11 protein-coding genes are annotated in these 12,885 nt (G+C 71.9%); 5 read left to right on the top strand and 6 right to left on the bottom strand.

Annotated features, from left to right (window positions below; genetic code table 11):
* The first annotated feature begins 1 nt into the window (after position 1).
* From ACZ7KF_RS14900 to ACZ7KF_RS14885, 4 genes are all read left to right on the top strand, one after another.
* A complete protein-coding gene (locus ACZ7KF_RS14900; RefSeq protein ID WP_471073626.1) occupies positions 2-1,369 on the top strand; it encodes a bifunctional glycosyltransferase family 2/GtrA family protein in 1,368 nt (455 codons plus the stop codon).
* On the top strand, positions 1,366-3,582 hold the full coding sequence (locus ACZ7KF_RS14895) for a glycosyltransferase family 39 protein (protein WP_471073624.1): 2,217 nt from the start codon (positions 1,366-1,368) through the stop codon (positions 3,580-3,582). Before ACZ7KF_RS14900 ends, ACZ7KF_RS14895 begins: the two co-directional genes overlap by 4 nt.
* A 49-nt stretch (positions 3,583-3,631) precedes the next feature.
* Complete coding sequence (locus ACZ7KF_RS14890) at positions 3,632-5,017, top strand: MFS transporter (protein WP_471073622.1); 1,386 nt, start codon at positions 3,632-3,634, stop codon at positions 5,015-5,017.
* 71 nt (positions 5,018-5,088) lie between these two features.
* Complete coding sequence (locus tag ACZ7KF_RS14885) at positions 5,089-5,847, top strand: TetR/AcrR family transcriptional regulator (protein ID WP_471073620.1); 759 nt, start codon at positions 5,089-5,091, stop codon at positions 5,845-5,847.
* 30 nt (positions 5,848-5,877) lie between these two features.
* Here the strand turns inward: ACZ7KF_RS14885 and ACZ7KF_RS14880 are convergent, their stop codons facing one another.
* From ACZ7KF_RS14880 to ACZ7KF_RS14865, 4 genes are all read right to left on the bottom strand, one after another.
* A complete protein-coding gene (locus ACZ7KF_RS14880) occupies positions 5,878-6,351 on the bottom strand; it encodes a PPOX class F420-dependent oxidoreductase (RefSeq protein WP_471073618.1) in 474 nt (157 codons plus the stop codon).
* Between the two features lie 59 nt (positions 6,352-6,410).
* Positions 6,411-7,232 carry a YceI family protein gene (locus tag ACZ7KF_RS14875; protein ID WP_471073616.1) on the bottom strand — a complete coding sequence of 274 codons (822 nt, stop codon included), beginning with the start codon at positions 7,230-7,232 and terminating at the stop codon, positions 6,411-6,413.
* Positions 7,233-7,336: 104 nt separating this feature from the next.
* A complete protein-coding gene (locus tag ACZ7KF_RS14870) occupies positions 7,337-9,808 on the bottom strand; it encodes an MFS transporter (RefSeq protein ID WP_471074468.1) in 2,472 nt (823 codons plus the stop codon).
* An 82-nt stretch (positions 9,809-9,890) separates the two neighbouring features.
* Complete coding sequence (locus tag ACZ7KF_RS14865) at positions 9,891-10,385, bottom strand: MarR family winged helix-turn-helix transcriptional regulator (RefSeq protein ID WP_471073614.1); 495 nt, start codon at positions 10,383-10,385, stop codon at positions 9,891-9,893.
* Positions 10,386-10,591: 206 nt separating this feature from the next.
* Here ACZ7KF_RS14865 and ACZ7KF_RS14860 point away from each other — a divergent pair, with 206 nt between their 5' ends.
* On the top strand, positions 10,592-10,786 hold the full coding sequence (locus ACZ7KF_RS14860) for a hypothetical protein (protein ID WP_471073612.1): 195 nt from the start codon (positions 10,592-10,594) through the stop codon (positions 10,784-10,786).
* Positions 10,787-10,789: 3 nt separating this feature from the next.
* On the opposite strand, the gene ACZ7KF_RS14855 is transcribed toward ACZ7KF_RS14860, so the two are convergent.
* Together ACZ7KF_RS14855 and ACZ7KF_RS14850 are read right to left on the bottom strand one after the other, a co-directional pair.
* The gene (locus tag ACZ7KF_RS14855) at positions 10,790-11,599 is read right to left on the bottom strand and encodes a hypothetical protein (protein ID WP_471073611.1); all 810 of its coding nucleotides are present in this window, start codon (positions 11,597-11,599) and stop codon (positions 10,790-10,792) included.
* 53 nt (positions 11,600-11,652) lie between these two features.
* Complete coding sequence (locus ACZ7KF_RS14850; protein ID WP_471073609.1) at positions 11,653-12,594, bottom strand: RNA polymerase sigma factor SigF; 942 nt, start codon at positions 12,592-12,594, stop codon at positions 11,653-11,655.
* Positions 12,595-12,885 lie beyond the last annotated feature (291 nt).

The following is a 12,885-nucleotide window of genomic DNA, read 5'->3' as shown; positions in this document are numbered from 1 at the left end:
CATGCGAACCGACTCTTCTCCCGGCACCCTGCCGGCGCGGGAGCACCTCCCGGCCGGAGACGCCGGTGCGCCTGTCCTGGACGTAGTGATCCCCGTCTACAACGAGGAGAAGGACCTCCAGCCGTGCGTCCGCAGACTGCACGAGCACCTCACGCGCACCTTCCCCTACGCGTTCCGCATCACGATCGCGGACAACGCCTCCACGGACACCACCGGGCTGGTGGCGGCGCGGCTGGCGGCGGAACTCCCCGAGGTCACCGACTTCCGCCTGGAGCAGAAGGGGCGGGGGCGGGCGCTGCGGACCGCGTGGTCGGCGTCGGACGCCCCGGTCCTCGCCTACATGGACGTCGATCTGTCCACCGACCTCAACGCCCTGCTGCCGCTGGTGGCGCCGCTGATCTCCGGCCACTCCGACCTGGCGATCGGCTCCCGGCTCGCCCGCAGTTCGCGGGTCGTGCGCGGCCCCAAGCGGGAGTTCATCAGCCGGGCCTACAACCTGATCCTGCGCGGTTCGCTCCAGGCCCGCTTCTCGGACGCCCAGTGCGGCTTCAAGGCGATCCGGCGGGATGTGGCGCAGGTGCTGCTGCCGCTGGTGGAGGACACCGGCTGGTTCTTCGACACCGAGATGCTGGTGCTCGCCGAGCGGGCGGGGCTCCGGATCCACGAGGTGCCGGTCGACTGGGTCGACGACCCGGACTCCACCGTGCACATCGTGAGGACGGCCACCGACGACCTCAGGGGCGTGTGGCGGGTCGGCAAGGCCCTCGCCACCGGTTCGCTGCCGCTGGACCGGCTGACCCGGCCCTTCGGTGACGACCCGCGCGACCGCGAGCTGACCGACGTGCCCGGGGGCCTGGCCCGCCAGCTGGTCGGCTTCTGCGTGGTGGGTGTCCTGTCCACCCTGTTCTACCTGCTGCTGTACAGCCTCTTCCGGCAGTTCACCGGTTCGCAGAGCGCCAACGCGCTCGCGCTGCTGGTCTCCGCGACGGCCAACACGGCCGCCAACCGGCGGCTCACCTTCGGGGTGCGCGGCCGGGGCGGCGCGGTGCGGCACCAGGCGCAGGGCCTGGTCGTCTTCGGCATCGGCCTCGCGCTGACCAGCGGCTCCCTCGCGGCCCTGAACGCGGCCACGGACAGCCCGGCGCACTCCACCGAGCTGGCGGTGCTCATCGCGGCCAACCTCGCGGCGACCGTGCTGCGGTTCCTGCTCTTCCGCGCCTGGGTCTTCCCGGACCAGCGCTCGTACGAGCAGCCGTACCCGCCCACCCAGGTCCGCGCGGGACAAGCCGCGGACGGCAGCTGGAGGGACGCGCCCCTGCGCTTGCAGCCGGTGCGCCCTCACGACACCGAGCCGGGGGACGTCCGATGACCGCGCAGTACGACCCGCGGGCCACCCCGCACAGCGGTACGGCCGTCTGGGGACCGCCGCCCGCCGCACCGCCGCGGGCGCCCGGAGCGGACGAGCCGAAGCAGCCCTTCGTGCGCAGGGTGTGGCGCGGCCGGCCCGAGGACCCCCGCTGGGCGCGCCCGGCCCTCCTCGGCCTGCTGGCCGCCACCCTCCTGCTCTACCTCTGCAACCTCAGCGCCTCCGGCTGGGCCAACTCCTTCTACTCGGCGGCCGTCCAGGCGGGCAGCACGTCCTGGAAGGCGTTCTTCTTCGGTTCGCTGGACGCGGGCAACGCCATCACCGTCGACAAGCCGCCGGCCTCGCTCTGGCCGATGGAGCTGTCCGTCCGCGTCTTCGGGCTGAACTCGTGGGCGATCCTCGCGCCCGAGGTGCTGATGGGCGTGGCGGCCGTCGCCGTCGTCCACGCGGCCGTGCGCCGCCGGTTCGGCCCCGTGGCGGGTCTCATCGCGGGGGCGGTGCTCGCGCTCACCCCGGTCGCGGCGCTGATGTTCCGGTTCGACAACCCGGACGCGCTGCTGGCCCTGCTGATGGCGGTGGCCTGCCACCTCGTCGTCCGGGCCGTGGAGGACGGCCGTACCAGGTGGCTGGTGTGGGCCGGGGTCGCCATCGGCTTCGCGTTCCTCACCAAGACGCTCCAGGCGTTCCTGATCCTGCCGGCGCTCGCGGCCGTGTACGCGGTGTGCGCGCCGGTGCCGCTGAAGAGGCGGTGCGGGCAGCTGGCCGCGGCGACGCTCGCGCTGGTCGTCTCGGGCGGCTGGTGGGTCGCGATCGTCGAGCTGTGGCCGGCCGCCTCCCGCCCGTACATCGGCGGCTCGCAGCACAACAGCTTCCTGGAGCTGACCTTCGGCTACAACGGCCTCGGCCGTCTCAACGGCGACGAGACCGGCAGCGTGGGCGGCGGTGGCGGGGCGGCCGGCACCGGCATGTGGGGCGAGACCGGCTGGGACCGGATGTTCGACTCCCAGACCGGCGGCCAGATCTCCTGGCTGCTGCCCGCCGCCCTGATCCTGCTGGCCGCCGGTCTGGTGGCCACCCGCAGGGCCCGCAGGACGTCCGTCACCCGCGCCATGTTCCTGGTCTGGGGCGGCTCGCTGCTGATGACCACGGTGGTCTTCAGCTACATGGCGGGCATCTTCCACCAGTACTACACCGTGGCGCTCGCCCCCTACCTGGCCGCCGTGACCGGCATGGGCGCCGGGCTGCTGTGGGAGAGGCGGCGGGAGACGTGGGCGTCGGTCACGCTCGCCGCGTCCGTGGTCGCGGCGGCGGCCTGGGGGTACGTCCTGCTCGACCGGACCCCCGACTATCTGCCCTGGCTGAGGTGGCTGGTCCTGGTCGGCGGGCTGGCGGCGGCGTTCGGTCTGGTCTTCGCGGGCCGGATCGCCCGGCGGCTGGCCCTCGGGGCGGCGGCGGTGGGGGTGATGGCGGCGCTGGCCGGTCCGACGGCGTACACCCTCAGCACGCTCCAGGAGGGCCACACCGGCTCGATCGTCACGGCCGGTCCGGCGGGCGCGAGCACGAGGGGCGGCCGGGGCGGCTTCGGCGGCGGTGGCGGCGTGCGAGGCGGCTTCGGCGACGGCATGCCCGGCCGGCCGGGGCAGCAGAACCAGCAGGGGCAGCAGAACCAGCAGGGCAACGGCTTTCCCGGTGGCGGTGGCTTCGGTGGTGGCATGCCGGGCCGGAACCAGCAGAACGGCAACGGCACCACCGGTACGCGACCGGGCGTGCCGGGCGGGCAGAACGGCAACGGCTTCCCCGGTGGCGGCCGGACCGGCGAGGGCGGCACGGGCGGCGCCGGTGGCGCGGGCGGTCTGCTGAACGGCGCGAGCGTGTCGGCCGAGGCCAGGAAGCTGCTGGAGACGGACGCCGCGCGGTACACGTGGGTCGCCGCCTCCATCGGCTCCCAGAACGCGGCCAGTTACCAGCTCGCCACGGGTGAGCCGGTGATGGCGATCGGCGGCTTCAACGGCACCGACCCGTCCCCGACACTGGCCCGGTTCAAGAAGTACGTCACGGACGGGAAGATCCACTACTTCATCGCCGGGGGCGGCTTCGGCGCAGGGGGCGACAGCGGTACGGCCTCGCAGATCACCTCGTGGGTACAGAGCAACTTCGAGAAGGTGACGGCCGGTTCGGCCACGTTCTACGACCTCACGCAGAGGACGAGCGCCTGACGGACAACCTTGTTGTACACCGTATAGCGACGGCTATACGGTGTATGGCATGTCCGCTCCCCAAGGCCATCCACAGCGCTGGGTGATCCTCGCCGTCATATGTCTCGCGCAGCTCACCGTGCTGCTCGACAACACCGTCCTGAACGTCGCCATCCCCTCGCTCACCCGCGAACTGCACGCGACGACCTCCGACATCCAGTGGATGATCAACGCCTACTCCCTGGTGCAGTCGGGCCTGCTGCTCACCGCGGGCAGCGCCGCCGACCGCTACGGCCGCAAGAAGATGCTGATCACCGGCCTCGCCCTGTTCGGCATCGGTTCGCTCGTCGCCGGACTCGCCGGCAGCACCGGCCAGCTGATCGCCGCGCGGGCCGGAATGGGCATCGGCGGCGCGCTGCTGATGACCACCACGCTGGCCGTGGCGATGCAGATCTTCTCCCCCGAGGAGCAGCCGAAGGCGATCGGCATCTGGAGCGCGGTCAACGCGCTGGGCTTCGCCTGCGGCCCGCTGATCGGCGGGTTCATGCTCGACCACTTCTGGTGGGGCGCGATCTTCCTGATCAATCTGCCGGTCGCGGCACTCGGCCTGGTCGCCGCCGTGATCCTGGTACCCGAGTCCAGGAATCCGCGCGGCGAACGCCCGGACCTGCCGGGTGCGCTGCTGTCCACCGTCGGCATGGCCGCGCTGGTCTACGCGATCATCTCCGGCCCCGGCCACGGCTGGACGTCGGGGCGCGTGCTCGCCACGGCGGCCGTCGCCGTGCTGGTGCTGGGCGCCTTCGCCTGGTGGGAGAGCAGGGTCGACGAGCCGATGCTCGACGTCCACTTCTTCCGGGACCGGCGGTTCACGGGTGCGGTCGCCGGAGCCGTACTGATCGTGTTCGGCATGGGCGGTGCGCTGTTCCTGCTGACGCAGCACCTTCAGTTCGTGCTCGGGTACGAGCCGCTGGAAGCCGGTCTGCGGACCGCCCCGCTGGCGCTGACGGTGGTGGTGCTCAACTTCAGCGGGCTGTCGGCGAAGTGGTCGGCGCGGCTGGGCACGCCGGTGTCGGTCGCCCTGGGGATGGTGTGCATGGCCGGGGGCCTGGTGTGCATCGCGGAGGTGGACGACGGCGGCTATACGGGGACGCTGCTCGGGCTGCTGCTGATCGGCGTGGGGTGCGCTGTCGCCAACCCGGCGATGGCCCACGCCATCATGAGCGCGATCCCTCCGGAGAAGGCGGGGGTGGGCGCCGGGATCAACGGAACGCTGGCCGAGTTCGGGAACGGTCTCGGTGTGGCCGTTCTCGGTGCCGTCCTCAGCTCTTCCGTGGCGTCGGGGGATTCGTTGTCCGCCGCGCTGGGGACCGGTCAGCTGGTGGGGGCCGTTGCCGTGCTGCTCGGCGGGTTCGTGGCGGCGGGGTTGCTCCGGCGGGCGGAGCGGGCGTCCGCCTGACGGCCCGGACCGTGGGCGGTCGTCCCGCCCCGTAAGTTGGGACAGTGGCCGGAATCGAGAGAGGTGCGCCGGTGACGAAGGCAGCGGGTCGGTCGGCGCGGGACAGCGTGTGGCGGGAGGGCAGGCCCCGGCGCGGTGGGCGCAGCGGGCAGCCCTCCGGACTGGACCGGGAGCGGATCACCGAGGCGTCCGTGGGGCTGCTGGACGCCGAGGGGCTGGCGGGGTTCTCCATGCGTCGGCTGGCCGCCGAGCTGAACGTCACCGCGATGTCCCTGTACTGGTACGTCGACACCAAGGACGACCTGCTGGAACTCGCCCTCGACCGGACCTATGCCGAGCTGCGGCTGCCCGACCCGGAGAACACCGACGAGGACTGGCGGGAGCAGCTACGGGAGCTGGCCACCGCGTACCGGGCGCTGCTGGTCCGTCATCCCTGGCTGTCGCCGCTGGCCGGGCGCTACCTCAACATCGGCCCGAACTCGCTGGCCTTCTCCCGTGTGGTCCAGCGGGTCGTCCGCCGGGCGGGGCTGCCCACGCACGGGGTGACCGGGGCGATCTCGGCCGTCTTCCAGTTCGTGTACGGCTACGGCACGATCGAGGGCCACTTCCTCGCCCGGATCGCCGACACCGGGCTCAGCGCGGACGAGTACTTCGAGCAGGCCATGAGCGCGGTGGACGAGATCCCGGGGACCGCGGAGGTCATGAAGGAGTCCAAGGACCTCATGGCGGCCCGAGGCGGCGACACGGTGGCCGAGATGCTGGACCGCGACTTCACCTTCGCCCTGGACCTGCTGATCGCCGGCCTCGAAGCGATGGTCGCCCGCGGCTGACCGCGGGCGATGACCGCCGCCCCCTGCCGACTACCGGTCGTCGGCGGCCAGTCGTGCCGGGAAGCCTCCGGTGGCCACCGGGCCCCACCGCTCGGGGGTCACGCGGATGATGGACTTGCCCTGCTTCACCATCGCCGCCCGGTACTCGTCCCAGTCGGGGTGTTCGCCGGCGATGTTGCGGTAGTACTCGACCAGCGGTTCCACGGAGTCGGGGGCGTCGATGACCTCGGCCGTGCCGTCGATCTGGACCCAGGGGCCGTTCCAGTCGTCGCTGAGGACGACCAGGCCGACCCGGGGGTCGCGCCGGGCGTTGCGGGTCTTGGCGCGCTCGGGGTAGGTGGAGACCACGATCCGGCCCGTGTCGTCCACGCCGCAGGTCAGCGGTGACGCCTGCGGCGAGCCGTCCGCCCGGCGGGTGATCAGCAGGGCGCGGTGGCGGGGTCGTACGAAGTCCAGCAGCTCGTCCAGCGATACACGGGTGTTGGTAGCGATGTTCGGTGCCATGGAAGCAGCCTAGGGGCAACGCCTGCCCCGGTGTCCGACCCTGCCCGACCCCGCTGTGCCTACGCCTGGGGCAGGGACTCTCCCTGCACCGCCTGGATGTCCAGCTCCACCTTCAGCGTGGTGCCGATGGCGGCGATGCCAGCCTGGAGGACCTGGTTGTAGTGCATCGCGAAGTCCTCGCGGTGGAGTTCGGCCGTGGCCCGGAACGCGGCCCGGGTGCCGCCCCACGGGTCCGCGCCGGTGCCGAGGTAGGCGAGGTCCAGGTCCACCGGTCGTACGACCCCGTGCAGGGACAGCTCGCCGTGCACGGTCCAGCGGTCGGAACCCACGGCGGTCACCCCCGTGGAGCGGTACGTGATCTCCGGGTGCCGCTCGACGTCGAGGAAGTCCGCGGAGCGCAGGTGCGTGTCGCGCATGCCGTTGCCGGTGTCGACGGAGGACGCCCGGATCACCGCCTCCACCCGGGACTTGGCGACGTCGTCGGGCGCGATCTCGATCGTGCCGCCGAACTCGGTGAACCGGCCGTGCACGCTGGAGATCCCCAGGTGCTGGGCGACCGCGGCGACGGAGGAGTGCGCGGGGTCGATGGTCCAGGGTCCGGGCGGCGGCAACTCGGTGCCGCCCTGCCGGGCCAGTGTCACCGTGCCGACCTCGGCCCGGCCGCTCGCGGTGACGATCGCGCTGGACGCGGCCGGCGCGTACCCGACGGCCGTCACGATCACGGTGTACGCCCCCGGGGCCAGCTCGGTGGTGTCCCGTACGGCTCCCTCGGCGTCCGCCTCGGCCCGCAGCACCTGCGTACCGGTCATGTCGGTCACCGTGACGACCGCGTGCGACACGGCCCACCCGTCCCGCGTACGGATCTTCGCGGTCAGTCCCATCCCGTTTCTCCCTGAAAAAGGCTCAAAAATTGGTCGTACGAGACCGGCCCGTGGCGGGCGCGCCCTCCGCTCAAGGCGCGCGCCGCCACGGGCCGGGGTGTGAGCTACTCGCCGGGGTGGGCGAGTTCGATGTCGTGGCCGTCGACTCCGGGGCCGGCCACGGTCAGCGCGGTGGCCACCGGCGGGTAGCCGGTCGCGATGACGGTGTACTCGCCGCCGTCCAGGTCGGTGAAGGCGTACGCCCCGTCCGTACCGGTGGTGGCGGTGCCGACCACGTTGCCCGCCTGGTCGACCAGGGTCACCCGGGCGTCGGCCAGCGGACCGTGCGGGGCCCGGACGACACCCTGGAGACGGGCGCCGGCGTCCAGGTCGACCTCGACACGGGTGACGCCGGTGGCGCCGACCTCGACCGGCAGGGCGCGCGGCCGGAACCCGCTCGCGTTGACCGCGACGGTCACCGTGCCCGGCACCAGGTCGGCGAGGGCGAAGTCGCCCTGCTCCCCGGTGGCGGCGGTGGCCAGCAGATCGCCGCGCACATCGGTGACGATCACCATCGCGTCCTTGACCGGCAGCGCGCTCCCGGCGGCCCGGACCACACCGGTCAGCCCGCTGGTGCCGCTGAGCAGGATGTCGTACGCCAGCGCGTCCTCGCCCACCAGGACGGTGGAGGCCTGCGGCTGGTAGCCGTCGGCGGAGGCGATCAGGACGTACGAGCCGGCGCCGGGGGCACCGATCGCGTAGGAACCGTCGGCCTGGGCGACCGAGCGGCCCAGCTGCCGGCCGGACAGCGAGATCAGCGTGACCGCGGCCTGCGGGACCGGGGCGCTCTCGGCGCCGCGGACGAAGCCGTGCACCGGGGTGCCGCCGGGGGCGCCGGCCTCCGCCACGGTGGCGACGGCGGTCATCGGCAGGGTGGCGGTGGCGGTGGCCGTGCCCGGGGCGGTCTCGGCCACCGGGGCGGCGGCGACGGCGGCCGGAATCTGCTCGGCGGCCGGGGCCTGGGCCTCGGCGACCACGGGAGCGGCGGCCGGGTCGGTCACCGGGGCCTCGCTCTCGGCGCCCTGCGCGAGCGCGCCCTTGGTCTTCAGCGGGACCTCCTTGATGAACAGCGTGATCAGGAAGGCGACGGCGGCGAGGCAGCCGGCGATGAAGAAGACGTCGGCGATGCCGTGGCCGTAGGCGCTCTCCAGCAGCGTCCGGATGGGCGCCGGGAGCTTGTCCATGTCGGGGATGCTGTCGGTGGAACCGGAGCCCCCGGCCAGGGCTGCCTGGTACTTCGGGCTGAGGGCGGAGACGCCGTCCTTGACGTAGTCGGTGATCTTGTGGGACATCACGGCGCCGAGCGCCGAGACGCCGACCGCACCGCCGAGGGAGCGGAAGAAGGTGACCGTGGAGCTGGCCGAGCCGAGGTCGGAGGGCGCCACCTGGTTCTGCGTGGCGAGCACCAGGTTCTGCATCATCATGCCGATGCCGAGACCCAGCAGGGCCATCCAGATGGCCATCTTCCAGTACTCGGTGTCGTAGCGGAGGCTGCCGAGCATCATCAGGCCCGCCGTCACCAGCACGCCACCGCTGACCAGCCACGCCTTCCAGCGGCCGGTGCGGGTGATGAACTGACCCGAGAGGGTCGAGGAGACGAACAGACCGCCGATCATCGGGATGGTCATGACGCCCGACATGGTCGGGGACTTGTCGCGGGCCAGCTGGAAGTACTGGCTGAAGAACACCGTGCCGGAGAACATCGCGACACCGACGAACAGCGAGGCGAGCGAGGCCAGCGTGATCGTGCGGTTCTTGAACAGACGCAGCGGGATGATCGGCTCGCCCGCCCTGGACTCGACGAGCACGAAGATCGCGCCGAGCACGATCGAGCCGCCGACCATGGCGTAGGTCTGCCAGGACACCCAGTCGTACTTGTCACCGGCGAAGGTGACCCAGATCAGCAGCAGGGAGACGGCGGCGGAGATGAAGAACGCGCCGCTCCAGTCGACCTTGACGTCCCGCTTGACCACGGGCAGGTGCAGGGTCTTCTGCAGCACGATCAGAGCGATGATCGCGAAGGGGACACCGACGTAGAAGCACCAGCGCCAGCCCAGCCAGGAGGTGTCGGTGATGACACCGCCGAGCAGCGGGCCGCCGACGGTGGCGACGGCGAAGGTGGCACCGAGGTAGCCGGAGTAACGGCCGCGCTCACGCGGGGAGATCATCGCCGCCATGACGATCTGCGCCAGGGCGGACAGACCGCCGACGCCGATGCCCTGCACCACACGGCAGACGATCAGCATGCCGGGGTTCTGCGACAGACCGGCCGCCATCGAGGCGACCACGTAGATGATCAGGGCTATCTGGACGAGAGCCTTCTTGCTGTACAGGTCGGCGAGCTTGCCCCACAGGGGAGTGGCCGCGGTCATCGACAGCAGGGCGGCGGTGACCACCCAGGTGTAGGCGGACTGGCCGCCGCCCAGGTCCCCGATGATCTCGGGCAGGGCGTTGGAGACGATCGTGGACGACAGGATCGCCACGAACATGCCGAGCAGCAGCCCGGAGAGGGCCTCCATGATCTGCCGGTGCGTCATCGGGGCGTGGCCTGTGCCTCCCCCGTGCTTGGCGTGAGCCCGCACACCGGCTGGTGTGGTCGTTGCCATGGGCTTCCTTTGCTTACGTGCTTGCGGGTGTACGGGTGGTCTCTTCGACTACGGGGGCGGGGAGCCGCAGGGGGGCGGACCGGCAGTCGCCGAAGGACGCGCGCAGGCGCGTCATCAGCCGGGTCAGCTGGCCGACCTCGTCGTCGGTCCAGTCCGCCAGCCGCTCGGCGAGCAGATACGTGGTCCGCCGGGACAGCTCGTCGAGCTGCTCCCGGCCCTCCGGCGTCAGGCGCAGGATGCGCGAGCGCTTGTCCGCGGGGTCCGGGTGCCGTTCGATCCAGCCGCGTGCGGCGACGTGCGCGACGTGCCGGCTGGTGACCGACATGTCCACGGCGAGCAGCTCCGCGAGCTTGCTCATGCGCATGTCGCCGTGGCGGCCGAGCAGGGTCAGCACGGCGGCCGAGCCGGCCGGGCAGTCGGGCGGCAGGATCCGTCCCATGTCCCGGTTCACGGCTCCGACGGCACTGAGCTGACGCGCCAGCTCTTCGAACTGCGCCTGCTCGGCCATCACACCTCCCGTATTCGTTGCTTGGGGCAACCATAAGACTGTTTGGTTGCTGAAGGCAAACAAGCTCGGGACCGGCGGCGCAAAAACTTGGCAAAGGCAAGTATTGCTAACGTAAATATCCAGGTCGCTGAGGGTGAGGTGCCCCCGTCTGTCCCGGTGGCCCCCCACTTGGGTGCCCCGGCCCGTCTTCGCTAAGGTCTCGGGCCATGGCTAACACCCAGGGCCCCCAGGGCAATTACGACCCGGCAGGCAGCACCCAGATGTTCCGCGCGTTCGTCGACGAGGCACCCGCGGCCCCGCGGCAGCAGGCGGCCTCCTCCGGCCCCCGCGTCGGTCTGATCATCGGCGTCGTCGTGGTGCTCGCCGTCGTGGCCGGCGTCGCCTGGCTGGCACTGAAGTAGGGATCAGTCCCACTCGACGGACACGTCCCGCGTCTCGATGTGCATGCCGAGCGGCACCCGCCAGGCGTCCACGCACACCGTCCACGTGGGACTCCTGTGCGCGCCCGGCGCGAGCGGCACCGGCAGCTCCACGGTCGACCCGACCGTCGCCCAGTCGACGCCCAGCGCGCCGATGACGTGCGTCCCGAACGTCACTTCGCCCGAACGTACCGCCGTACCGCCCGAGTTGCGGAAGGCGACGGTCACCTTCTGGCACCAGCGCCGGTCCGTCTCCTCGGTCGCCGGCTCGCCCCAGGACAGATCGGCGGGCGTGGCGGGCGTCGTACGGCCGGGAGCCGGGCCGGGTGAGGTGGCCGGCGGTGTCGTGCCGCCGTCCTGACCGCCGCCGGGCCGCGGAGTGCCGGGGGCGGGGTCCCGCGCGGGACCGGTGGGCGTCTCGCCGGCGGCCGGTGCCGCCGTGGTGGGGCCCGGACCGCCGGAGCCCGCCGGGCCGTCCGGGCGCGCCGCGGAGCCGGCACCCCGCGAGGGTCCGGCGCCGCCTTCGCCGCGCCCCTTCTCCCCCGCGCCGTGCCCCTTACCGCCCGTGCCGTGCGCCTTCTCCCCGTCCAGCGGCACCAGCGTCACGGGCTCCGGCGGCGCGACGGCCGTCGGGCCGCCCCGGCCGGCGCCGACCGCGGTGTAGCCGCCCGAGCCGCCGCCCCCGCACGAGGCCAGGACCCCGCCCAGGCAGACGACGGCCGCCGACGCTGCCGTAACGGCGCCTCGGCGGCCACGCGTCCATGTCGACGTACGAAGCATCCCGGTACGCAGCATCCCGTCATGGTGACTGACGCCACGTCAGATGGGAATGCCGCTGCGTGCGGTGCTCAGTCGGAGATGAGCCCCTCGCGCAGCTGGGCCAGGGTCCGGGTGAGCAGCCGGGAGACGTGCATCTGGGAGATGCCGACCTCCTCGCCGATCTGCGACTGGGTCATGTTGGCGAAGAAGCGCAGCATGATGATCCGCCGCTCCCGGGGCGGGAGTTTGGCCAGCAGGGGCTTGAGGGACTCGCGGTACTCCACGCCCTCCAGGGCCGTGTCCTCGTAGCCGAGCCGGTCGGCCAGGGAGCCCTCGCCGCCGTCGTCCTCGGGGGCGGGGGAGTCCAGCGAGGAGGCGGTGTAGGCGTTGCCGACCGCGAGGCCGTCGACCACGTCCTCCTCGGAGACGCCGAGCACGGCGGCCAGCTCGGTCACCGTGGGGGAGCGGTCCAGCTTCTGCGACAGCTCGTCGCTGGCCTTGGTCAGGGCCAGGCGCAGCTCCTGCAGCCGGCGCGGGACGCGCACCGACCAGGAGGTGTCCCGGAAGAACCGCTTGATCTCGCCGACCACGGTGGGCATCGCGAAGGTCGGGAACTCCACGCCCCGTTCGCAGTCGAACCGGTCGATCGCCTTGATCAGGCCGATCGTGCCGACCTGGACGATGTCCTCCATCGGCTCGTTGCGCGAGCGGAAGCGCGCCGCCGCGTACCGGACCAGCGGGAGGTTCAGTTCGATCAGGGTGTCCCGGACATAGGCCCGCTCGGGGCTGTCCGCGTCCAGCGCGGCCAGGCGCAGGAACAGCGACCGGGACAGGGTGCGGGTGTCGATGTTCGCCGTGGACTGCGCGGCCGGGACGGCTTCGGCGGCCGGGTCGGCGGGCGGGGACGGCACGGCTTCGAGGGCCGTGACGCCCTCGAAGCCGTCGAGGACGTCGAGAGCGTCGAGCTCCTTGGGCGCTGCCTCGCTCTTCGTGGGCGTCAGCACCTTGGAACTGCCCTGGTCTGCGGACATGCCACCCCCTTTGGGTCGCGGGACGGTCGGGGCGGCGCTCCCTTTCGAGCAACGCAGCCTTCACCTGAATACCGGAGCCGGAGCCACGGCAAACGCGCTTCCCGCAGAATGTCACATGTCGGCAACACGCTGTACCGACATGTCGACACCGAAGATGCGAATCGCCCCTGGAAAAAAGGGGTCTGACGCTTATTCGGGACCCAACTGTCGGCATCTGGCCTGGTGAGCGATTCGCTCTCACCGGTTACCGCTCGATCGGGTTTGCGATGCAGTGCTGTTCGGGCCGTGCTT

It is taken from the genome of Streptomyces sp. NPDC038200, assembly GCF_055600785.1.
This window is presented reverse-complemented; position numbering and strand designations above follow the sequence as displayed.